General features: G+C 65.9%; 22 protein-coding genes and 2 pseudogenes. 12 read left to right on the top strand and 12 right to left on the bottom strand.

The window, feature by feature from the left end; genetic code table 11:
- Positions 1 to 3 precede the first annotated feature (3 nt).
- Genes lptC through LRS08_RS12830 form a run of 3 tightly spaced genes read right to left on the bottom strand, consistent with a single transcriptional unit; the run spans position 4 to position 2,159 of the window.
- Positions 4 to 645 (bottom strand): LPS export ABC transporter periplasmic protein LptC, encoded by a 642-nt coding sequence (lptC, locus tag LRS08_RS12840; RefSeq protein WP_257843325.1) that lies wholly within the window; start codon positions 643 to 645, stop codon positions 4 to 6.
- A gap of 50 nt (positions 646 to 695) precedes the next feature.
- Positions 696 to 1,316, bottom strand: coding sequence for a ribonuclease D (locus LRS08_RS12835; RefSeq protein WP_257843326.1), 621 nt, complete (start codon positions 1,314 to 1,316; stop codon positions 696 to 698).
- A gap of 48 nt (positions 1,317 to 1,364) precedes the next feature.
- Positions 1,365 to 2,159, bottom strand: coding sequence for a TerC family protein (locus LRS08_RS12830; protein ID WP_260480803.1), 795 nt, complete (start codon positions 2,157 to 2,159; stop codon positions 1,365 to 1,367).
- Between the two features lie 204 nt (positions 2,160 to 2,363).
- Here LRS08_RS12830 and LRS08_RS20095 point away from each other — a divergent pair, with 204 nt between their 5' ends.
- Together LRS08_RS20095 and LRS08_RS12810 are read left to right on the top strand one after the other, a co-directional pair.
- A complete protein-coding gene (locus LRS08_RS20095) occupies positions 2,364 to 3,170 on the top strand; it encodes a cold-shock protein (protein ID WP_308222965.1) in 807 nt (268 codons plus the stop codon).
- Positions 3,171 to 3,181: 11 nt separating this feature from the next.
- The gene (locus LRS08_RS12810; protein WP_257843327.1) at positions 3,182 to 4,015 is read left to right on the top strand and encodes a glutaminyl-peptide cyclotransferase; all 834 of its coding nucleotides are present in this window, start codon (positions 3,182 to 3,184) and stop codon (positions 4,013 to 4,015) included.
- On the opposite strand, the gene LRS08_RS12805 is transcribed toward LRS08_RS12810, so the two are convergent.
- The gene (locus LRS08_RS12805; protein ID WP_260480802.1) at positions 4,016 to 5,023 is read right to left on the bottom strand and encodes a DUF1176 domain-containing protein; all 1,008 of its coding nucleotides are present in this window, start codon (positions 5,021 to 5,023) and stop codon (positions 4,016 to 4,018) included.
- 60 nt (positions 5,024 to 5,083) lie between these two features.
- Between LRS08_RS12805 and LRS08_RS12800 the strand changes: the two are divergent.
- Positions 5,084 to 5,954 (top strand): annotated as a pseudogene (locus LRS08_RS12800) (3-hydroxyacyl-CoA dehydrogenase NAD-binding domain-containing protein).
- Here the strand turns inward: LRS08_RS12800 and LRS08_RS12795 are convergent.
- Together LRS08_RS12795 and LRS08_RS12790 are read right to left on the bottom strand one after the other, a co-directional pair.
- Positions 5,921 to 6,442: an STM3941 family protein gene (locus LRS08_RS12795; RefSeq protein ID WP_257843330.1), complete on the bottom strand. Its 522-nt coding sequence runs from the start codon at positions 6,440 to 6,442 to the stop codon at positions 5,921 to 5,923. The pseudogene LRS08_RS12800 and the gene LRS08_RS12795 sit on opposite strands and share 34 nt — an antisense overlap.
- Complete coding sequence (locus LRS08_RS12790; RefSeq protein WP_409456255.1) at positions 6,427 to 7,746, bottom strand: NupC/NupG family nucleoside CNT transporter; 1,320 nt, start codon at positions 7,744 to 7,746, stop codon at positions 6,427 to 6,429. The genes LRS08_RS12795 and LRS08_RS12790 overlap by 16 nt, the downstream gene beginning before the upstream one ends.
- Positions 7,747 to 7,860: 114 nt before the next feature.
- Between LRS08_RS12790 and LRS08_RS12785 the strand changes: the two genes are divergently transcribed.
- Positions 7,861 to 8,499, top strand: a complete 639-nt coding sequence (locus LRS08_RS12785; RefSeq protein ID WP_257843332.1) for a queuosine precursor transporter — start codon at positions 7,861 to 7,863, stop codon at positions 8,497 to 8,499.
- A 16-nt stretch (positions 8,500 to 8,515) separates the two neighbouring features.
- On the opposite strand, the gene LRS08_RS12780 is transcribed toward LRS08_RS12785, so the two are convergent.
- Positions 8,516 to 8,890: an ammonium transporter gene (locus LRS08_RS12780; RefSeq protein ID WP_260480801.1), complete on the bottom strand. Its 375-nt coding sequence runs from the start codon at positions 8,888 to 8,890 to the stop codon at positions 8,516 to 8,518.
- A complete protein-coding gene (locus LRS08_RS12775; protein WP_257843334.1) occupies positions 8,887 to 9,177 on the bottom strand; it encodes an autorepressor SdpR family transcription factor in 291 nt (96 codons plus the stop codon). The genes LRS08_RS12780 and LRS08_RS12775 overlap by 4 nt, the downstream gene beginning before the upstream one ends.
- Positions 9,178 to 9,259: 82 nt before the next feature.
- Here LRS08_RS12775 and argB point away from each other — a divergent pair, with 82 nt between their 5' ends.
- From argB to LRS08_RS12745, 6 genes are all read left to right on the top strand, one after another.
- Positions 9,260 to 10,159, top strand: a complete 900-nt coding sequence (gene argB, locus LRS08_RS12770; protein ID WP_257843335.1) for an acetylglutamate kinase — start codon at positions 9,260 to 9,262, stop codon at positions 10,157 to 10,159.
- A 93-nt stretch (positions 10,160 to 10,252) separates the two neighbouring features.
- On the top strand, positions 10,253 to 10,549 hold the full coding sequence (locus LRS08_RS12765) for a YggT family protein (RefSeq protein WP_257843336.1): 297 nt from the start codon (positions 10,253 to 10,255) through the stop codon (positions 10,547 to 10,549).
- Positions 10,546 to 10,857 carry a DUF167 domain-containing protein gene (locus LRS08_RS12760; protein WP_257843337.1) on the top strand — a complete coding sequence of 104 codons (312 nt, stop codon included), beginning with the start codon at positions 10,546 to 10,548 and terminating at the stop codon, positions 10,855 to 10,857. The genes LRS08_RS12765 and LRS08_RS12760 overlap by 4 nt, the downstream gene beginning before the upstream one ends.
- Positions 10,847 to 11,722, top strand: coding sequence for a bifunctional methylenetetrahydrofolate dehydrogenase/methenyltetrahydrofolate cyclohydrolase FolD (gene folD / locus LRS08_RS12755; RefSeq protein WP_257843338.1), 876 nt, complete (start codon positions 10,847 to 10,849; stop codon positions 11,720 to 11,722). The genes LRS08_RS12760 and folD overlap by 11 nt, the downstream gene beginning before the upstream one ends.
- On the top strand, positions 11,719 to 12,318 hold the full coding sequence (locus LRS08_RS12750; protein ID WP_257843339.1) for a hypothetical protein: 600 nt from the start codon (positions 11,719 to 11,721) through the stop codon (positions 12,316 to 12,318). Before folD ends, LRS08_RS12750 begins: the two co-directional genes overlap by 4 nt.
- Positions 12,319 to 12,425: 107 nt before the next feature.
- Entirely contained in the window at positions 12,426 to 14,609 is a 2,184-nt protein-coding gene (locus LRS08_RS12745; RefSeq protein ID WP_260480800.1) for a TonB-dependent receptor, read from the top strand.
- A gap of 38 nt (positions 14,610 to 14,647) precedes the next feature.
- On the opposite strand, the gene ung is transcribed toward LRS08_RS12745, so the two are convergent.
- Positions 14,648 to 15,325: a uracil-DNA glycosylase gene (gene ung, locus LRS08_RS12740; RefSeq protein WP_257843340.1), complete on the bottom strand. Its 678-nt coding sequence runs from the start codon at positions 15,323 to 15,325 to the stop codon at positions 14,648 to 14,650.
- Between the two features lie 59 nt (positions 15,326 to 15,384).
- Here ung and LRS08_RS12735 point away from each other — a divergent pair, with 59 nt between their 5' ends.
- Positions 15,385 to 15,756, top strand: a complete 372-nt coding sequence (locus tag LRS08_RS12735) for a tRNA-binding protein (protein WP_257843341.1) — start codon at positions 15,385 to 15,387, stop codon at positions 15,754 to 15,756.
- Here the strand turns inward: LRS08_RS12735 and ubiG are convergent.
- Positions 15,753 to 16,487: a bifunctional 2-polyprenyl-6-hydroxyphenol methylase/3-demethylubiquinol 3-O-methyltransferase UbiG gene (ubiG, locus tag LRS08_RS12730; protein ID WP_260480799.1), complete on the bottom strand. Its 735-nt coding sequence runs from the start codon at positions 16,485 to 16,487 to the stop codon at positions 15,753 to 15,755. The genes LRS08_RS12735 and ubiG overlap by 4 nt on opposite strands.
- Before the next feature lie 50 nt (positions 16,488 to 16,537).
- Here ubiG and LRS08_RS12725 point away from each other — a divergent pair, with 50 nt between their 5' ends.
- Positions 16,538 to 17,797, top strand: a complete 1,260-nt coding sequence (locus LRS08_RS12725; protein WP_257843343.1) for an aspartate kinase — start codon at positions 16,538 to 16,540, stop codon at positions 17,795 to 17,797.
- Positions 17,798 to 17,803: 6 nt separating this feature from the next.
- On the opposite strand, the gene LRS08_RS12720 is transcribed toward LRS08_RS12725, so the two are convergent.
- Positions 17,804 to 18,607: an endonuclease/exonuclease/phosphatase family protein gene (locus LRS08_RS12720; RefSeq protein WP_257843344.1), complete on the bottom strand. Its 804-nt coding sequence runs from the start codon at positions 18,605 to 18,607 to the stop codon at positions 17,804 to 17,806.
- Positions 18,608 to 18,682: 75 nt separating this feature from the next.
- Positions 18,683 to 19,100: pseudogene (locus LRS08_RS12715) on the bottom strand (secondary thiamine-phosphate synthase enzyme YjbQ).
- Between the last annotated feature and the right edge of the window lie 6 nt (positions 19,101 to 19,106).

Here is a 19,106-nt window from a genome sequence, read left to right as displayed (position 1 = left end):
GTGTCACCTATTTGCGCGCTTGGGATCGATCCGCAAGCGGGCATTGCCCTCTATTTTTACGGTTCGCTTGTCGAGATCGGCGGTCATCTTGTCGCCGCTGAAGTTGCCGAGCGGCGTGCTGCCGTCGACCTTGCCGGTCCCGGTGAGCTGGCGCGACTTCAGATCGATCGTCGAATCGCGGGTGTCGAGGCGATATCCGTCCGAGGTGCGGAACTGGATCGGGCCATCCACCGCGACCTGTTCGCGCTCCATGTCGTATCGGCCCTTGTCAGCCTTGACCTGTGCCGGGCCGTCCGACAGCTGGATGCCGGCGATCAGGTCGTTGAGCTGCACCACCGGCTCGGCCGAGCTTTTCTGGACTGCCGATCCGGCCTGAAGCACGAACGGCTGGCCCTTGGCATCGGCCCCGCGATAGCGCGCCGACTGGATGCGCAGCCGCTCGCTCGCGACATCGACCTTGTTCTTGTCGAGCATGAACGACACGTCACCGCCCATGAACAACGGCGCCATTACCAGAAACGCGCCGAGCACGCCGATGCCCGCAGGCAGGACGGTCAGCAGCGTCCGCACGATGCGGTCGTGACTGCTGCCAGGCCGCGCCCAGCGCTTGCGCCGCGAGCGTTCCTGGACAGCGATCTCAGACATTTTTGACACCTTCGATGGGGCGGGACCGGCCCGCTCCCGGTGAACCAAACTCACGCATGCGCAAAGATATCCGTCTCGGGCCATCCGGCGAGGTCGAGGTCAGCGCGGTGCGGCAGGAAGTCGAAGCACGCCTGTGCCATCACCATCCGCCCTTCGCGTTCGAGGCGCAGGTTGAGTTCGGTGCGCATCGCGTGGAGATAGCGCACGTCGGACGCGGCATATTCCTTCTGCGCGTCGGAGAGCACCGGACCACCCCAGTCGGAGGATTGCTGCTGCTTGCTGAGCTCTACCCCCAGCAACTCGCGCACCAGCTCCTTGAGGCCGTGGCGGTCGGTATAGGTGCGGATCAGCCGTGACGCGATCTTGGTGCAATAGACCGGCGCGGCGGTGACGCGGAGATAGTGGCGGATCGCGGCGAGATCGAAGCGCGCGAAGTGATAGAGCTTCACCCGCGCCGGATCGGCGAGCAGCGCGCGCAGATTGGGCGCGGCATAGTCACTGTTCGGGCCGAAGCGGACGAGATGCTCGTCCGGGCCGCCGTCGGACAGCTGGACGAGGCATAGACGATCGCGCGGGGTGATCAGCCCCATCGTCTCGGTATCGACGGCAATATCGGCGCCCGGCGCGAACACAGCGTCGGGCAAATCTTCTTCATGGAGATAAACGGCCATGGCCTGCGCCTAGCCGCTTATCGCTTAACGCTCAATAACCGTGCCGAGTCAGTCGCCAGCGGGCGGCGCATTCTTCGTCGCGCGGCGGCGTGCGGCCATGTTGAGCATCTCGACGGCCGCCGAGAAGGCCATCGCGGCATAGATATAACCTTTGGGCACGTGCACGCCGAAGCCGTCGGCGATCAGCACCGCGCCGATCATCAGCAGGAAACCGAGCGCGAGCATGACCACGGTCGGATTGCGCTTGATGAAATTGGCGAGCGGATCGGCGGCGAGCAGCATCACGATGACGGTCACGATCACCGCGACGAACATGATCACGATCTCGTCGGTCATGCCGACTGCAGTTAGGATCGAATCGACCGAGAACACCATGTCGAGCACGATGATCTGGAAGATCGCCGATCCGAAATTCATCGTCGCGACCTGTTTCTTGTCGAGCACGCCGTGATCGGTCGGCACCGGATCGATCGTGTGGTGGATTTCCTTGGTCGCCTTCCACAGGAGGAACAGACCGCCCGCGATCAGGATCAGGTCACGCCACGAGAAGGCGGTCTCGAAACTCGGCTCGCCATGCGCGCCGGGTGCACCCTGAATGCCGAGGTCGAACACCGGGGTGGTCAGCGACACGATGACGAAAATCATCGACAGCAGCAGGATACGCATGACCAGCGCGAGCCCAATGCCGATTCGGCGGGCCTTTTGCTGCTGATGCTCGGGCAGCTTGTTGGTCAGGATCGAGATGAAGATGAGGTTGTCGATGCCCAGCACCACCTCCATCACGATCAGGGTGATGAGTGCGGCCCATGCAGCAGGGTCGGCGATCAATGCGGCGATATCCATGGCGCCTCTCTGCCGTCGCGCGCCGCGCTGCGCAAGTATCCGTCGAAACGGTGGTAAAATCGCGACGAAATCGTTCGCGCATCTTCGCGAACTGGTCTATGTCCTGATTCCATAGGCGTGTCGCAAACGCCGGAATCGCTGCGCCTTCGCCCGGTGTCAGCTGTTCGATTGGAATATGGGCGAACCGGGAAGACGAACAGGGCAATGAGTTTTGATCGAGGGCGCCGCGGCGAGCGCGGTGGACGTGGCAGAGACAAGCGCGACGGCTTCGGCGGCGACGATTTCGGCGGTGGTAGCAGCTTCGGCGACCGTGGTGGCTTCGGCGGCGGCGGTTTTGGTGATCGCGGCGGCTTCGGCGGCGGCGGCGACCGCTTCGGCGGCGGCGGCGGCGGCGGCGGTTACCGCGGCGGCGGCGGCGGCTTTGGTGGCGGCGGTGGCGGCTTCGGTGGCGGCGGCGGCGGCGGTGGCCGCGGAATGCCCCCGCAGGTCGTTGGCGAAGGCACGGGCGTCGTCAAATTCTTCAACGCGCAGAAGGGCTTCGGCTTTGTCGTTCGTGATGACGGCGGCGAGGACGTGTTCGTGCACATCAGCGCGGTCGAGCAGGCTGGCCTCACCGGTCTGGCCGAGGGTCAGCCGATGGGCTTCACCCTGGTCGATCGCGGCGGGCGCATCAGCGCGACCGACCTGAAGATCGAGGGCGAGCCGTTGCCGGTCGAGGACCGCGGTCCGCCGCGTGACCGCCCCGAGCGCGGCCCGGGTGGCGGCGGCATGGGCGGTCCCCAGCGCCAGCTGACCGGCGAGAAGGCGACCGGCACGGTTAAATTCTTCAACGCCATGAAGGGCTTCGGCTTCATCCAGCGCGACGACGGCCAGCCCGATGCGTTCGTGCACATCAGCGCCGTCGAGCGCGCTGGCATGCCGACGCTTAACGAGGGCGACCGGCTCGAGTTCGAGCTGGAGGTCGATCGTCGCGGCAAATATGCTGCGGTGAACCTCACGCCCGGCTCGTAAGGACCAGTCCCGTGATCCGGCTTGCCGGATGGGGGATCATTTCGGGGGCTGCCTTGGCCATAGCGGTCGCGGCAGCCCCTCTTGATTCCGACCCCGTTGGCTCTGCACCCCGTGCGCCGCAGGCCGTCGCGCCATCGCCGACCGCGGTTCCGGTCGAGGCGGCACGCATCGTCGCCACCCATCCGCACGACAGCAATGCGTTCACCCAGGGGCTGTTCTTTGCCGATGGCGCGCTGTTCGAAAGCACGGGGCAGCACGGCGAATCGGTGATTCGCGAAGTCGATCTCGCCACTGGCCGGGCGAAGCGCGAGGTTCGGTTACCGCGCGAGTATTTCGGCGAGGGCAGCACCGGCTGGGGCGACACGATCGTCAGCCTGACCTGGAAGCACCGTACCGGATTCCGCTGGGACCGCCGCACGCTGCGCCAGCTCGGCACGTTCAGCTATCCCGGCGAAGGCTGGGGGCTGACGCAGGACGGCAAAAGCCTCATCCTGAGCGACGGCACAGCCGAGCTCCGCTTTCTCGACCCCGTTACCTTCACCGAACAGCGACGGATTACCGTGACCTATCAAGGTCGCCCGATCCGCCGCCTCAACGAGCTGGAGATGGTGCGCGGCGAGATCCTGGCGAACATCTGGCATCAGGATCTGATCGTGCGGATCGATCCGACGAGCGGGGTGATCACGGGCGTCATCGACCTGCGCGATCTGGTCGCATCGGTCCCGGTGCGCGATTCGGAATCGGTGCTCAACGGCATCGCCTATGACGACAAGACCGGAAAGCTCTACGTCACCGGCAAGAACTGGCCTTCGCTGTTCGAAATCGCGTTGCCGAGCGGGATGTAATCAGCGCGGCACCGCCCTGGCCCGCCACACGGTCAGCCAGTTGGTCGAGCCCCGGCATTCGCCCATCGCGCGCGCGCCGACCAGGCGGAACCGCTTGCCGTCCCAGACATAGGTTTCGGAGCTGCCGCAATCGCCGATGCCGCGCCCCTTGGCATAGCTGCCCAGTTCGCCGGTCGTGGGGTCGAAGCCGGCATTGACCAGCATTGGCGGGCCGTCATCGCCACCCCAACCCGGCGGCGAATCGAACTCGGCGAGCACCGCCTTGCCGCCGCGCACGACATAGGGGACACTGGAATAGTTGTACGCCCCTGCGCCGCAGGGGACGAGCGCGAGCGTCGCGCCGTCGCCGAGCGCATGGCGCTCGACCGAGGGAAGCCCGTCCCCGTCGTAATTTTCGCCGCAGTCGGATTCGGCCCAAAGCTGCTTGAGCGTGGCAGGCGACAGCACCGCCGCGCCGCGCGGGCGGACCGATGCGATCACCGGGATTGCGGGCGCCGCCGGGACCGCACTGGCGGGACGCGCACCGGTGGCGACTGCGGCGGTGACGGTCTCCGCCCTGCCCTGCTGCGCATCGATGAAGCGCAGCGATGCCGACGATCCGGTCAGCGAGACGCGACCGATCAGCGTGCCCCGGGCGTCGTGTAGCTGCGCGATCCGGCCATTGACCATTGCGCGGACGATGGCGAGCGCCTGTCCGCCGGAGAATTCGGTGCCGCGCCAGACCGCTGACGCGCTCGCCGCGTCGCTGCCCGCGATGCTCAGACGGATGCCAGGTTTGACCTCGCCCATCAGCTCGACCGACCAGAGGCCGGTTGGCCCCGCCTCCCGCACCACCGAAATCTGCCAGTCGCCTTCGGCGCCGATGTCCGCTTCGGGCAGCAGCGAGGTCATCTCGCAGCGCTTCCCATTGTCGCAGGCGACGACCCAATCGCCAAAGGTCTGCATCGGCCCTGGTTGCGGAGCGGATTGGGCGAGCGCGAGTGCGGCAAGGATCAGCATGGCACGCATCCTAGGCGCTTCGCGAGCCGAGTCGGTAGGAGGCCGGCAACGATTTCCAAGGAGATGGCGATGAAGACGGTTGGCGTGATCGGCGCGGGGCAGATGGGGGCGGGTATCGCGCAGGTATCGGCACAGGCCGGATACCGCGTGCTGCTGTCCGACATGGACGTCGCGCGCGCCGAAAAGGGCAAGGCAGGGATCGGCAGGCAACTCGCCCGCGCGGTCGAGAAGGAAAAGATCACCGCCGACGCCGCCGAAGCCGCGCTCGCCCAGATCGAGTGCGTCGGCGGGACCGATGCCTTTGCACCCTGCGATCTGGTGATCGAAGCGGCGACCGAGCGCGAGGAGATCAAGCGGAGCATCTTCGCCAATGTCGGCAAGGTGCTGAGCGACACCGCGATCCTCGCCAGCAACACGTCGTCGATTCCGATCACGCGGCTGGCGCAGGCGTCGCCCGATCCTGCGCGGTTCATGGGGGTGCATTTCTTCAATCCCGTGCCGGTGATGGGCCTGATCGAACTGATCCGCGGGCTTGCCACCAGTGACGCCACGGTCGGGGCGGTCGAGGCCTATGGCAAGACGCTGAACAAGCGGATCGTCCATGCCAACGACGCGCCCGGCTTCATCGTCAACCGCGTGCTGATGCCGTTCCTTAACGAGGCATGCTTCGCGCTGGGCGAGGGCGTGGCGACGATCCCCGATATCGACGCGGCGATCCAGCTGGGGCTCAACCACCCGATGGGGCCGTTCACGCTGGCGGATTTCATCGGGCTCGACACCTGCCTCGAAATCACCCGCGTGCTGTTCGAGGGCACGGGCGACCCCAAGTTCCGCCCCCGCGCCGCTGCTGGTCAAATATGTCGAGGCGGGCTGGTATGGCCGCAAGACTGGGCGTGGCTTCTACGACTATTCGGGCGCGGAGCCGGTGCCGACGCGGTGATCGTCCAGCGCGTGCAGATGGTTGCCGACCACTTCCAGCAATCGCTGAAAGCTCTGGTCGGTTCCCTGCACGGCGAGCGCGATATCGCCAAAGCCCATCCCCTTGTTCAGACTCGCCAGCCAGCCCAGGGTGGATCGCGCGGGATAGCGTTCCGGCGCGTCCAGCCATAAGCACAGGAATTGCTGGCCGCGGATAGCGCGCGGCTCAGCGCGGGTGATCGCGCTCCATGGGATGACCTGATCCGACCAGCGCCGCCACAGGATGCCGCGCGCGTCGATCTCCATCACTAGACCGTCGCGGAACAGCTGGCGAATGCCGATGACGGCGAATCCCGAAAACAGAAGAATCGCGCCCCAGCCAAAGGCGATAATCGCCGCGATCTCCTCGATCCGCACGATCCATACGCCGATCGCCACGAAGCCGAGTGACAGCGCCACCAGCAGCGATGTCTTCAACTTCGAGACATGGGCGATCAGCCGGTCCCGCATGGCGTTACGGCAGCATCAACCCGGCCAGCGCTGCACTCATCAGGTTGGCGAGGCTGCCCGCGAGAAGCGCCTTCACCCCCCAGCTTTGCGATTATCGGACGCTGATTTGGGGCGAGGCTGCCAGTCACAGCCATCTGGATTGCGATCGAGCTGAAATTGGCGAAGCCACACAGCGCGAAGGTAACGATGGCGCGGCTGCGATCGGACAGGGTGGTGAGGTTGCCCAGGTCGATAAAGGCGACGAATTCGTTCAGCACCACCTTGGTTCCGAACAGACCGCCCGCGACCTGAGCTTCCTCCCACGGAATGTTGAGCAGGAACATGACCGGCGCGAATACCGCGCCGACGATGCCCTGGAAGCTGAGCTGCGAATAGCCGAACCACCCGCCAACCATGCCGAGCAATCCGTTGGCGAGCGCAACCAGCGCCACGAATGCCAGCACCATCGCGCCGACCGCGACGGCGAGTTTCACGCCGGTCTGGGCGCCCATCGCAGCGGCCATGATAATGTTGGCGGATTTCTCTTCCTCGACCACGGCTTCGACCGGGGTGACCGGGGGTTCTTCCAGCATCGCGGCCGGCCCCTTGGCGCTGACCCGATGTTCGGACAGTGTGACCTCGTCCAGCACCTTTGCCGGCGCGTCATCGGGCATCATGATCTTGGCCATCAGCAATCCGCCCGGCGCCGCCATGAACGACGCCGCGAGCAGATAGGGCAGGAACTCGTTGCCGAGGAAGGTGGCATAGGCGGCCAGGATCGTCCCCGCCACGCCCGCCATGCCCACCGTCATGATCGCGAACAGTTGAGACGGTGTCAGGCTGGCCAGATACGGACGGATTACCAGCGGCGATTCACTTTGCCCGACGAAGATGTTTGCGGCCGAACAAAGCGACTCGACCTTGGAGATCCCGGTCACCTTCTCGATCGCACCGCCGACCCAGCGCACCACCTGTTGCATGATACCGAGGTGATAGAGGATCGAGATCAGGCTGGCGAAGAAGACGATGACGGGAAGCGCTGCGATTGCGAAGCTGTTGCCGCCGATCTCGGGCGAGGCGAGTGGGCCGAACAGGAAGTCGGTGCCGTTCTTGGCATAGCCGAGCAGCGCCGACACGCCGTCAGAAGCAGCGCAGATCGCTGCGCGGCCAGCAGGCACATAAAGCACGAGAAACGCGATGCCCGCCTGAAGCGCGAAGGCCGGGCCGACGACCCGGAGCCGAATCGCGCGCTTGTTCGAGGAGAGGAGGAAGGCGATCGCGAGAATCGCGACGATGCCGAGAATGCCGATCGGAAGATTGTTCAACTGGAGACCCCTTTGGGCCGCGTCTTGCGCGCGGCATTCGGGATGGCACCATAGCGCGCGTTTCCAACACTGCTAGGTGCTTCCGTATCGCGTGAAACCGCGTTACGCAGCGCAATGACCACACCGGCCCCGCTGACGCGCTCGCTCTTCGTCCTCTCGATCTTCTATGGCGGCATGGTCTGCATCGCGGGCGTGCTGGGCAACAAGCAGGTGGCGCTCGGGCCGCTCGCGGTCGAGGCGGGGATCTTCGCCTTCCTGCTGCTGGTCGCGGTCTCCAGCGCTGTCGCGGAGCTTCACGGGCGGGTGACCGCCAACCAGCTGGTGCGGTTCGGCTTCATTCCGCTGATCGCGTCGATGCTGTTGTCCTGGCTGGTCTGGGCGCTGCCCGCATCACCCAAGATGATGCCGGAATATCGCGACGCAATTCAGCTGATCCTGGGGACGACCTGGCGCATCTGGGGTGCGGGCATCGTCGCCTATGGCGTGTCGCAGACGCTCAACGTCACCATTTTCAGCGCGATGCGCGGGGGCGAGGGCAGCAAGATGCTGTGGCTGCGCGCCGGGGTCGCGGGCATCCTCAGCCAGATCGTCGATACGCTGATCTTCATCACCCTCGCCTTTTACGGCGAGTTCCCGATCGGCCCGCTGCTGGTGGGGCAGCTGATTTCGAAGATCGTGCTGTCGGCGCTGCTGGTGCCCGTGCTGATCTATGGCTTTGTCGCGCTCGGGCGCCGGCTGGACCGGGCGGGCTGAAACCCGCCCGCGCACATCACGCCCGCGCCTTGGTCCGCAGCGACTGGCAATAGCCGATGGTGATCGCCAGACCGGCGACGACCGCCCCGCCTCCGACGAATACCGCCGTCTGGATCGGCAACACCGCGAACGCCCCGGAATAGATCAGCCCGCTGATCACGAGCGACCAGCCGCCGACGCGATGGACCTTGCGCGCCAGTTCGCTCGGGACGAAGCGCTTGGGCATCATGTTGCCGAACCAGGCCACCATCAGGCCTGTCGCGCCAAGCACGATGCGCGTCACCGTGTCATGATCGATGTGGCCGGCGCTGCGTGCCGAACTGAGGCCCAGCGCCAGCACGATAATGCCCACGCCCCAGGCGAGGCTGACCTTGGTTTCGCTGTTCATCATGCACGCTCCTTGCCGGGCGCGGGCGACCCGCTGCCCCCGAATGAATCGACAAAGCCCAGCAGCGCCTCTTCGAGCACCGAGAGCTTGAGGTGATAGATCACCGACTTCCCCGCCTTTTCGGCGTGGACGAGGTCGGCATCCTTAAGCACCGCGAAGTGCGCCGACATGGTCGGCTTAGACACGTCGAACTGATCGCTGAGGTCGCCCGCGCTCATCGGCCCCTTGCGCAGCAAATGCAGCACGCGGCGGCGGGTGGGGTCGGACAATGCCTTGAAGACCTGGCTCATGATTCGTCGTTTAGCTAATTATCGAATTGAGTCAAGCGACGCATCGCTTTTCCAGCGGCGCAACTCCCGCTAAGGGCGCGGCATGACCGATCATGCACCCGACCCCGCGATGCTGGCCAAGGCCGAGACGCTGACCGACGCGCTGCCCTATATGCAGCGGTACAAGGGCAAGACGTTCGTTGTGAAATATGGCGGCCACGCCATGGGCGATCCCGAGCTGGCGCGCGACTTTGCCGAGGATGTCGTGCTGCTGAAAGCGGTCGGCATCAATCCGGTGGTCGTGCATGGCGGCGGGCCGCAGATCGGGTCGATGCTCAAGCGGCTCGGCGTCGAATCGCGGTTTGTCGGGGGCTTGCGCGTCACCGATGCCGAAACCGCGCGCATCGCCGAAATGGTGCTGGCGGGATCGATCAACAAGGAAATCGTCAGCTGGATCAGCGCCGCCGGCGGCAAGGCGCTGGGCATTTCGGGCAAGGATTCCGGCCTCGTCACGGCGCGCAAGGTGCAGCGCGACGCCGCCGATCCGCTGCAGGGGATCGAGCGCCATGTCGATCTGGGATTCGTCGGCGAGCCGGTGGCGGTCGACGCCTCGGTGCTGACCACGCTGAGCGATCAGGGCTTCATCCCGGTGATCGCGCCGATCGCGCTGGGCGCCGATGGCCACACCTATAACATCAACGCCGACACGATGGCGGGGGCGATCGCCGGGGCGCTGGGCGCGGCGCGCTTCTTTCTGCTGACCGATGTTCCGGGCGTGCTCGACAAGGACAAGCAGCTGCTGACCGACCTCGACCCCGGCCGGATCATGGCGCTGAAGGCCGATGGGACGATCAGCGGGGGGATGATCCCCAAGGTCGAGACCTGCGTCGCCGCGGTCGATGCCGGGGTGGACGCCGCGGTCATCCTCGACGGGCGCATCCCGCATGCGATGCTGCTTGAGATTTTCACGACGCAGGGCGCGGGCACCTTGGTTCACCGCTAAGGCGTATTATATTCGCAACACAGTTGCCGATGCGCGCCGCTTTCCTGTAGAAGCGCCAAAACTCCGGAGGCCCGATTGGACCCGTTTCTGAACATGCTTTTCGGGATCGTACAGATCCTGCTCAACGTGCTGTGGTGGATCATCGTCATCCAGGCGGTGTTGTCGATCCTGATCTCGTTCAACGTGATCAACACCTATAACGATTTCGTCAGCTCGCTGTGGCGCGGGCTGAACACGCTGACCGAGCCGATCTATCGCCCGATCCGCCGCATCCTGCCCGACACCGGGCCGATGGATTTCGCGCCGTTCGTGGTGCTGATCCTGATCGCAATCGTAAACTATGCGGTGATCCCCAACCTCGCCATGGCGCTGGCCAGCCCGGCGGCGTGAGCCAGCCCTGGCGGGAAGCCCCGCCGGGCCTGGTCATCGCGGTGCGCGCCACGCCGCGCGCGTCGAAGAGCGTGCTGCTCCCCGGCACGCCGGAGCATTTGGCCGCGCGGATCGCCGCGCCGCCGGTCGAGGGCGCGGCCAATGCGGCGCTGATCGAGCTGGTCGCCAAGGCGTTCGGCGTGGCGAAGCGCGACGTGACCCTCATCGCGGGCGAAACCGCGCGGGTGAAGCGCCTGTCGATTGCGGGCGATCCCAAGACGCTGGCGGGAATCGCCGCTTCGCTTTATGGGGCGAGACATGAGCGCTGAGATCATCGACGGAAAGGCATTTGCCGCAAACCTGCGCGCCCGGGTGGGCGAGGCTGCTGTCGAGTTCGCGGGCCGCGCGGGTCGCAAGGCGGGACTCGCCGTGGTGCTTGTCGGCGACGATCCCGCGTCCGCCGTCTATGTCCGCAGCAAGGGTAAGGCGACGGTCGCCGCCAATATGGCAAGCTTCGAGCACCGCCTGCCCGCGGACACCGATCAGGATACGCTGGTCGCGCTGGTGCGCCAGTTGAATGCCGATGCGGCGGTGGACGGCATCCTCGTCCAGCTGCCTTTGCCCCGCCATCTCGACGAACAGGCGGTGGTCGCCGCGATCGACCCGAACAAGGATGTCGATGGGCTGACCCCGATCAGCGCCGGGCGGTTGGCGCTGGGCATCGACGGGCTGGTGCCGTGCACCCCGTTCGGTTGCCTGATGCTGTTGCAGGATCAGATCGGCGACCTGACGGGGCTCGATGCGATCGTCATTGGCCGCTCCATTCTGGTCGGCAAGCCGATGGCAGCACTGCTGACCGCAGCCAATTGTACCGTCACCCTCGCCCATTCGCGCACCCGCGACCTCGCCCATCATGTCAGCCGCGCCGATATTGTCGTCGCGGCGGTGGGCCGGGCGGGCTTCGTCAAGGGCGAGTGGCTCAAGCCGGGCGCGACGGTGATCGATGTCGGGATCAACCGGGTCGAGGGCGCGCTGGTCGGCGATGTCGAGTTCGACAGCGCAGCATCGGTCGCGGGCGCAATCACCCCGGTTCCGGGCGGCGTTGGGCCGATGACCATCGCCTGCCTGCTACGCAACACCCTCGTCGCGGCGTATCGCAACGAGGATATCGACTTCGACTCGAGCGCGCTGTGATCGCGCTGGCCCTGATCCTCGCGATGCAGGGCCAGAGCGCGGTCGATGCCGAGCGCGCGTTCAACCACATGGCGCAGACTGAAGGGCAATGGGCCGCATTTCGCGCCTATGCCACCGACGACGCCGTGATGTTCCTGCCGCAGCCGTCAAACGCGCAGGCATTCCTGAAGGATCGCAAGGAACCCGCGATCGCGGTGCAATGGTGGCCCGCCGAGAGCTATGTCGCGTGCGACGGCACCACTGCGGTCAATACGGGGCCGTGGGTGCGACCCAGTGGATCGGGTTATTTCACCACCGTCTGGCACCGTCAGGGCGATGGCAGATGGAAGTGGAGCTATGACGCGGGCGATGCGCTGGCCAAGCCGCGCGCATTGCCCGAACAGCCCAAGATCCGGCGCGCAGCATGTGGCGGTACGCCCAGGCCCCCGTCCTCCGCGCCGGATGAGCGCAGCGGCGGCGGTGCCTCGCGCGATGGGACGCTGATCTGGCGCTGGGAGGTCGATCCCGACGGAGCGCGGCGCTTCACCGCTTCCCTCTGGACCGGTCGCCGTTATGAAACCGTTGTCGAGGATCGCGTGGCTGCCCCACAAGGCTGACCGCGCGGAAACGGCACCTCATCGCAGCGCAGCAATTTCCTACTTGTGACGTTGTATCATTGCACCTAAGGATGCGCGCAAATTCAGTTCAGGGAATTTGCGTAGCCATGAAGTTCACTGCCCTCCTGCTCGCGACGAGCGTGCTTGCCGCCCCCGCCTTTGCCCAGACCAGCGACCACGCCGAACGCGACCGGTCGAGCCGCAACCCGGTGCATGGCGAGACGGTCGATGAGGTGGTGATCAGCGCGCCAGGCCTTGAGCGACTCGATCTGCTGGCGGGCACGTCGGTCATCACCGGCGATGAACTGGTACGCGACATTCGCGGACAGATCGGCGAATCGCTGACGCAAGTGCCGGGCGTGTCGGCAACCTCGTTCAGCCCCGGTGCTTCGCGCCCGGTGCTGCGCGGGTTCCAGGGTGAGCGCGTCCGCGTGCTGACCGACGGGCTCGGCACGCTCGATGTCTCCAACACCTCGACCGACCATGCGGTGTCGATCGAACCGCTGACCGCCGAGCGGATCGAGGTGCTGCGCGGTCCTGCGGTGCTGCTGTTCGGCAGCCAGGCGATCGGCGGCGCGGTCAACGTGCTCGACCGCCGCATCCCGCGCGCGGTGCCGGAGAATGGCTTCCATATCGACGCGATCGGTGCCTATGGCTCGGCGGCGGATGAGCGTGGCGGTGGCGTGGCGGTCGACTTTGCGATCACCCCCCAGATCGTCGCGCATATCGACGGCAGCTATCGCAAGAGCGACGATCTGCGCGTTGGCGGCTATGTGCTGAGCGACACGCTGCGCGAGGAGCAGTTGCACATCGCCGAGCATGAAGCCGAAGAAGGCCATGCCGAAGAAGCCGCCGAAGCACTGGAACTGGCGAACCAGCGCGGCCGCCTGCCGAACAGCGGCACGCGCACCTATACGCTGGGCGGCGGCATTGCGCTGATCAACGAAGGCGGTAGCCTGGGCTTTTCGGCCGGCTACTACGACACGCGCTATGGCATTCCCGCGCGGCCCGGTGCCGAACATCATCATGAGGACGAGGATCATGATGACGAGGATCACGACCATGACGAACATGCCCATGGCGAGGAGCCGGTCACGATCGGCCTGAAGCAGTTCCGCGCCGATGTGCGTGGCGAGGTCAAGATCGGCGGCTTCATCGACGCACTGCGCGTCCGCGCCGGCTATTCGGATTACGAGCATACCGAGTTCGAGGGCGACGAGGTCGGCACCGTGTTCAGCGCGGAAGGGTTCGAGGGCCGCCTGGAACTGGTTCAGGCCAACCGCAATGGCTGGCGCGGCGTGACCGGGTTCCAGGGCTTCACGCGCGACTTCGCGGCGGTCGGGGCCGAGGCGTTCGTGCCCCAGAATGTCACCGACCAATATGGCTTCTTCACGCTGCAGGAAGTCGATCTGGGTGCCATCGGCGTTGAAGGCGCCCTGCGCTACGAACACACCCGAGTCCGCTCGAACGATGTAAAGCTGGATCTGGACGAGGATGGCCCGACGGGCGCGTTCGACCGCCGTTTCGATGCCTTTTCCGGCGCGATCGGCCTGTCCTATGCGGTCACGTCGTCGGTCAAGATCGGTGTTAACGCCTCACGCGCGGTCCGCGCGCCTTCGGCGGAAGAGCTGTTCTCCAACGGCCCGCATATCGCCACCCAGGCCTATGAGGTCGGCAACCCCAATTTCCGCACCGAAAAGAGCTGGGGCGGCGAACTCTATGCGCGCGGTGCCACCGGGCCGCTGCGTTTCCAGATCGCCGGCTACGCCAACTGGTTCGACGATTACATCTATGAAGTCGCGACCGGCGACGAGATCGACGAACTGCCGGTGTTTGAATATCGTCAGGCGGGCGCCCGCTATCTCGGCATTGAGGGCGAGGTGTCGACCACCTTCATCGACGGCGGCGAGGGCGGCTTCTCGCTCGGCGGCAATCTGGTCGCGGATTATGTGAACGCCCGGCTGGAGGATGGCAGCGCCGTGCCACGCATCCCCCCCTTCCGCGTGCTCGCCGGGATCGACGCCAGCCAGGGCGCGTTCGGCGGCCGGGTCGAGGTCGAGCATGCGGTCCGCCAGACCCGCGTCGCGGCGTTCGAGACGGAGACTCCGGCCTTCACCCTGGTCAATGCGTCGGTCACCTGGCACCCGCTGGGCGAAAAGCGCGAGACCGCGATCATCCTGTCGGCGAACAACATCTTCGACGTCGATGCGCGCCGCCACGCCAGCTTCACCAAGGATTTCGCCCCGCTGCCGGGTCGCGACATCCGCGTGTCGGCGCGGTTGAGCTTTTAACGGCAAAGCCGTCACCCCGGCTTTCGCCGGGGTGACGGCTAGATGGGCGGCAGCGCCCAGTCGATCGTCCCGCGCCCGTTCGCCTCCAGAAACGCATTCGCCTTCGAAAAATGGCGGCACCCGAAGAACCCGCCATGTGCCGACAGCGGCGAGGGATGGACCGATTTCAGCACCAGATGGCGCGAATCGACCGACGCCGCTTTCTTCTGTGCATGGCTGCCCCACAGCATGAACACCACCGGATCGGGCAGCGCATTGACCTGCGCCACCACCGCGTCGGTGAACCGCTCCCACCCGCGCCCCTTGTGCGACGCCGCCAGCCCCATCTCGACCGTCAGGCAATTGTTGAGCAGCAGCACCCCCTGCTTTGCCCAATGCTCAAGGAATCCGTGGCGCGGCGGGTCGATACCAAGGTCGCTCTTTAGCTCCTTGTAGATGTTCACAAGGCTCGGCGGCACCTTCACCCCCGGCTGAACCGAGAAGCACAGGCCATGCGCCTGCCCCTCGCCGTGATAGGGATCCTGGCCGAGAATGACGACGCGCACGTCCTGTGGCGGGGTCAGGTCGAGCGCGCGGAACCAGTCGCTGCCCTTGGGAAAGATCCGCTTCCCCGCCGCCTTCTCCGCCAGCAGGAACGCGCGCAGATCGGCCATGTACGGGCTGTCGAACTCGGGTTGCAGCGGGGCGAGCCAGTCGGGGTGCAGCTTCACGGTCATGGGCAGGGACTGGGCGAATCCGGCCGCCTGTGTCAATCGACCCGCGACGGGAGATTCCAATGCACATGACCCACGCCGCCGACGCGCCCGCCGCGCCGAAAATCAGCTTCGACCAGTTCCTCGCGGTCGATATCCGCGTCGGCACGATCATCGCCGCCGAGCCGTTTCCCGAGGCACGCAAGCCGGCGTTCAAGCTGACCATCGACTTCGGCCCGGCGATCGGGGTGAAGCGGTCGTCGGCGCAGATCACCGAACATTACCGCCTCGACGACCTGCCCGGGCGGCAGGTAGCGGCGGTCGTCAATTTCCCCCCACGCCAGATCGGCCCGATGATGTCGGAGGTGCTGACGCTCGGCTTCCCCGATGCCGAGGGACAAGTGGTGCTGTTCCACCCGAGCGTGCCAGTGCCCAATGGCGGGCGGCTGTTCTAGGCGCGCCGCGCGGTCAGCAGATAGTTGAGGCTGGTGTCCTCGCTCAAATGAAACCCCGCGCCCGGGGAGAAGCTCAGCCCGCGCAGGTCGCTCACCACCATCCCCGCAGTTTCCAGCAATGCGGTCAGTTCCTCGGGCGTCAGAAACTTGGCGTGGTCATGCGTCCCGCGCGGGATCATGCCGAGCCCCTCGCCCACCGTGATCATCGCCAGCCGCGACAGCGGGGTGCGGTTGGGGGTGGACAGGATCATCAGCCCGCCCGGCGCGAGCGCGGCGACAAGGCCCGCGACAAAGGCGGCGGGATCGGCGACATGCTCGATCACCTCCATCGAGGTAACGAGGTCGAACTGGCGCCCCGCGACCTGATCCTCGAACTCGCCCGCGCGATAGTCGATGATAAGGCCCGATGCGGCGGCATGCGCCCGCGCCGCACCGATATTCTCCGGTGCCGCATCCACCCCGGTGACCTGCGCGCCCAAACGCGCCAGCGGTTCGCACAGCAACCCCGCGCCGCACCCGACATCGAGCGCCGTGCGGCCCTTCAGCGGCGCGAAATCGCGCGGATCGACATCCCAATGCGCGTCGATCGCCTCACGCACATAGCGCAGCCGCACCGGGTTCAGCCGGTGGAGCATCGCGGACTCACCCTTCGGATTCCACCAATCGGCCGCGAGACGACCGAAATGTTCAGCTTCACGGGGGTCAATCGTTGCTTTGCTTGTCATCGCCATTTCCCCCTCCTATCAGCGCGCCCACGGCTTCCCAAGAGGACATGGAGCAGATGGCGCGTATCGTGATGAAGTTCGGCGGCACGTCGATGGCGGGCATCGAGCGGATTCGCAACGTCGCCGCGCGGGTGAAGCGCGAATGGGAGGCGGGCAATCAGGTCGCGGTCGTGGTCTCCGCAATGGCGGGCGAGACCGACCGGCTGGTGGGATTCTGCAAGGAAGCCTCGCCGCTCTACGACCTGCGCGAATATGACACGGTCGTCTCGGCGGGCGAGCAGATCACCAGTGGGCTGCTGGCGATCGCACTTCAGGCAATCGGCGTGCCCGCGCGGTCGTGGCTTGGCTGGCAATTGCCGATCCATACCAGCAGCGCCCATGCCAGCGCCCGGATCAACTCGATCGACACCGACGCTCTCAATGCAAGCCTGGCTGACGGCGCGGTAGCGGTGGTGCCCGGCTTTCAGGGACTGGCCGACGACAATCGCGTGACCACGCTGGGGCGCGGCGGTTCGGACACCAGCGCGGTCGCGGTCGCGGCGGCGATGCGCGCCGACCGGTGCGACATCTACACCGATGTCGACGGCGTCTACACCACCGACCCGCGCATCGTCCCCCGCGCGCGCAAGCTGACCAAGGTCACTTATGAAGAGATGCTGGAACTGGCGAGCGTCGGGGCGAAGGTGCTCCAGACCCGCTCGGTCGGGCTGGCGATGAAGGAGGGGGTGCGCGTCCGCGTCCTCTCCTCGTTCGAGGATACGCATGACGAGGCCGGCCATCGCGGCACGCTGATCGTCGGCGAAGAGGAGATCAACGACGTGGAACGGCAGCTCATCACCGGCATCGCCGCGGACAAGAACGAAGCCAAGGTGACGCTGACCAACGTCCCCGACCGGCCCGGCGCTGTGGCGCATATCTTCGGTCCGCTGGCCGAGGCGGGGATCAACGTCGACATGATCGTCCAGAACGTCGCGCACGCGACCGGGTCGACCGACGTGACCTTCACCGTGCCGCGCGCCGAACTCGCCCGCGCGCTCGACGTGCTGCAAAAGGCGAAGGGGCCGATCGGCTATGACGAACTGATCCACGACGCCAAGGTCGCGAAGATCAGCGTCGTCGGGGTCGGGATGCGCAGCCATGCGGGCGTCGCCGCGACGATGTTCGACACGCTGGGCGAGCGCCGCATCAACATCCTTGCGATCACCACCAGCGAGATCAAGGTCAGCGTGCTGATCCACGAGGACGAAACCGAACTCGCTGTCCGCGTGCTCCACACCGCTTATGGGCTGGACGCGCCGGAAGTTGACGCTGCCTGAAACTGCTCAGCGAAGCGTAAGCGTCGCTGCCACACCATAGTGATCCGACGGAAACTCGCCGTCCACCGCGTCGGCGATGCGGCGGGCGTCGATAACTTCGAACGTGCGCGGGTCGGCGAAGATATGGTCGATCACGCGCGGCTTGTGCCCGCGTGACACCACCAATGTCGTATCGACCGCGCCGGGCGGAAGCGCGGACTCCAGCCCCCGGATCGCGATCGGGGCAAGCGCGGCCTCGTCGAGCGGGGCGTTGAAGTCGCCCATCAGCAACAGCGGAACATCGTCGCTCGGCAGCCAGCCCAGCAGCCCGCGAATCTGCTGCGCGCGCATCGGCCCCTGATCGGGCTGCCAGGCGAGATGGGTGTTGACGATATCGACCATGCGCCCATGCGCATCGACCCGCACCCGGATCGCGGTGCGGCTGTCGGCCAGCGGCTCGAGCTTGATCGTATCTACCGCGCGAACGGGCAACCGCGACAGGATTGCATTGCCATAACGGTTGGCCGCTTCGAGCGGCGCGGTGGACATGAAGTTGACGCTGTATCCGCCCAGCGCCGCCGCAATCGTCTCCGCTTGATTGGGCAGGTTCTTCTTCGAATCCTGCAACACTTCCTGCAGTGCGATCACATCGGCATCGGCGGCGCGCAACACATCTGCGATCAGCTTGAGCCGCAGCGGCCAGTTCCCGGCATCGTGCCAGATGTTGAGCGTGACGACGCGCAACGGCCGACGCGGCGCGGCGGCGCGTGGTGCGCAGGCGGCAAGTGGGGCGGCGGCGGCAGCGGCGAGCAGGGTGCGGCGGTCGATCATGGAGAATTCAGTATCCGACGCCGCCAGCAAATGGAACCGGTTACATCGAGCTGCGATGCCGGATTTTCGTCTGGTTCACGCCCCGATCAAATGCAGCGCGACCTGTCGGCGATGGCTCGCGCGACGATGTTCGAACAGATAAATGCCCTGCCAGGTGCCGAGCAACGGGGCGCCACCCGCCACGGGGATGGCGATCGACGTGGTGGTGATCGCCGCACGCAGATGTGCGGGCATATCGTCCGCCCCCCTCATCGTCATGCTCATAATCGCGGCTCTCCGGCGCAATTCGCGCGATCCAGCGTTCGAGGTCGCGGCGTGCCGCCGGGGCGGCATTCTCCTGAATCAGCAGCGAACAGCTGGTGTGGCGGACGAACAGCGTCAGCAACCCCGTGTCGATCCCGCTGTCCGCGACCCAGCGACACACCGGTCCGGTGAACTCATGCAGCCCCTGACCGGGCGTTTCGATGTGAAGCTGGTGGAGTGCCTGTCGCATCGCGCG

It is taken from the genome of Sphingomonas sp. J315, assembly GCF_024666595.1.
Taxonomy (GTDB): domain Bacteria; phylum Pseudomonadota; class Alphaproteobacteria; order Sphingomonadales; family Sphingomonadaceae; genus Sphingomonas.
The sequence above is the reverse complement of the archived record's forward strand: the minus strand, read 5'-3'. Positions and strand labels throughout refer to the sequence as shown.

Bases quoted from the DNA above. Each gene is read 5' to 3' on its own strand.
- LRS08_RS12765 (WP_257843336.1), top strand. From the start codon at position 10,253: ATGCTTTTCGGGATCGTACAGATCCTGCTCAACGTGCTGTGGTGGATC.
- LRS08_RS12805 (WP_260480802.1), bottom strand. From the start codon at position 5,023: ATGCGTGCCATGCTGATCCTTGCCGCACTCGCGCTCGCCCAATCCGCT.
- argB (WP_257843335.1), top strand. From the start codon at position 9,260: ATGACCGATCATGCACCCGACCCCGCGATGCTGGCCAAGGCCGAGACG.
- LRS08_RS12745 (WP_260480800.1), top strand. From the start codon at position 12,426: ATGAAGTTCACTGCCCTCCTGCTCGCGACGAGCGTGCTTGCCGCCCCC.
- LRS08_RS12830 (WP_260480803.1), bottom strand. From the start codon at position 2,159: ATGGATATCGCCGCATTGATCGCCGACCCTGCTGCATGGGCCGCACTC.
- ubiG (WP_260480799.1), bottom strand. From the start codon at position 16,487: ATGGCGATGACAAGCAAAGCAACGATTGACCCCCGTGAAGCTGAACAT.
- LRS08_RS12785 (WP_257843332.1), top strand. From the start codon at position 7,861: ATGACCACACCGGCCCCGCTGACGCGCTCGCTCTTCGTCCTCTCGATC.
- LRS08_RS12795 (WP_257843330.1), bottom strand. From the start codon at position 6,442: ATGCGGGACCGGCTGATCGCCCATGTCTCGAAGTTGAAGACATCGCTG.
- folD (WP_257843338.1), top strand. From the start codon at position 10,847: ATGAGCGCTGAGATCATCGACGGAAAGGCATTTGCCGCAAACCTGCGC.
- LRS08_RS20095 (WP_308222965.1), top strand. From the start codon at position 2,364: ATGAGTTTTGATCGAGGGCGCCGCGGCGAGCGCGGTGGACGTGGCAGA.
- LRS08_RS12735 (WP_257843341.1), top strand. From the start codon at position 15,385: ATGCACATGACCCACGCCGCCGACGCGCCCGCCGCGCCGAAAATCAGC.
- LRS08_RS12780 (WP_260480801.1), bottom strand. From the start codon at position 8,890: ATGATGAACAGCGAAACCAAGGTCAGCCTCGCCTGGGGCGTGGGCATT.
- LRS08_RS12720 (WP_257843344.1), bottom strand. From the start codon at position 18,607: ATGATCGACCGCCGCACCCTGCTCGCCGCTGCCGCCGCCGCCCCACTT.
- lptC (WP_257843325.1), bottom strand. From the start codon at position 645: ATGTCTGAGATCGCTGTCCAGGAACGCTCGCGGCGCAAGCGCTGGGCG.
- LRS08_RS12835 (WP_257843326.1), bottom strand. From the start codon at position 1,316: ATGGCCGTTTATCTCCATGAAGAAGATTTGCCCGACGCTGTGTTCGCG.
- LRS08_RS12725 (WP_257843343.1), top strand. From the start codon at position 16,538: ATGGCGCGTATCGTGATGAAGTTCGGCGGCACGTCGATGGCGGGCATC.
- LRS08_RS12775 (WP_257843334.1), bottom strand. From the start codon at position 9,177: ATGAGCCAGGTCTTCAAGGCATTGTCCGACCCCACCCGCCGCCGCGTG.
- ung (WP_257843340.1), bottom strand. From the start codon at position 15,325: ATGACCGTGAAGCTGCACCCCGACTGGCTCGCCCCGCTGCAACCCGAG.